General features: G+C 40.8%; 2 protein-coding genes. Both read left to right on the top strand.

Going from position 1 to position 808, the window contains the following annotated elements; genetic code table 11:
* On the top strand, positions 1-110 hold a 110-nt coding region (locus tag LPW36_RS17675), incomplete at its 5' end, for an IS1 family transposase (RefSeq protein ID WP_230608631.1).
* 387 nt (positions 111-497) lie between these two features.
* Positions 498-656 carry a hypothetical protein gene (locus LPW36_RS17670; protein ID WP_230611898.1) on the top strand — a complete coding sequence of 53 codons (159 nt, stop codon included), beginning with the start codon at positions 498-500 and terminating at the stop codon, positions 654-656.
* The last annotated feature ends 152 nt before the right edge of the window (positions 657-808 follow it).

The raw sequence follows: 808 nt of genomic DNA, 5'->3' as shown, positions 1-808 counted from the left end.
TGCGAACCCATCTTAAACGGTTGACCCGCAAGACTATCTGCTTCTCAAAGTCAGAAGAAATGCACGATAAGATCATCGGATGGTATCTGACGATCAATCATTACCACTAAATCTGCGTCACGACCATGTAATCTATCCATTTCTCTCTTGCAGCGAGAAAAGAAAATGGTTATAGCCTCATCATAGTTCAGTTCTTTAAGCAAAATAGCACGTTCATATGTCTGTTCACCTTGATCCGTATTCCAACACCACTGTATCTTTACAGTACTCTTTGTCGGGTCAATCTCTATAGCAACTAAAGCGTTCAGACAGCTCTGTTGAGCCTGAAGAATAAAATCCATAACTTCCATAGTGTATCCTGAACAATATTGATGACGGCGTTTAGCCAGATCTCATAAAAATCGATATAAGCTTAGATGATAATATCTCTCGACTTTTTCAGTGTTATAGCCCCTCCGCCAAACCAATAATACAATTCTCAGGAATCCTTCATTTTTATGAGTATCGAAACATTTACATTTATGCAGGATAAACACCAACGGCTTATCGGTAAATCCGGATGTCGTCTCAACACGCCTGGAGAAGATATCTCTCGTGAGACTGTCATCAAAACGCTGGAGGATTTAATAACAGAAACCGATGACGGTTCACAATAACGGATGTACTTACAGATACACGCTGAAGCGCTGAGGGATCCCCACAAAATCAGCGCTAATAAACCAACACCATACTCTGGTAGGTTTTGGCGAGATGATTAAGAACAGTACTGAGTACTGTTCGTCTTAAAATTAGCGGAGAGTGTCGCAAG

The organism is Limnobaculum eriocheiris, assembly GCF_021010575.1.
Lineage (GTDB): Bacteria > Pseudomonadota > Gammaproteobacteria > Enterobacterales > Enterobacteriaceae > Limnobaculum > Limnobaculum eriocheiris.
The sequence above is the reverse complement of the archived record's forward strand: the minus strand, read 5'-3'. Positions and strand labels throughout refer to the sequence as shown.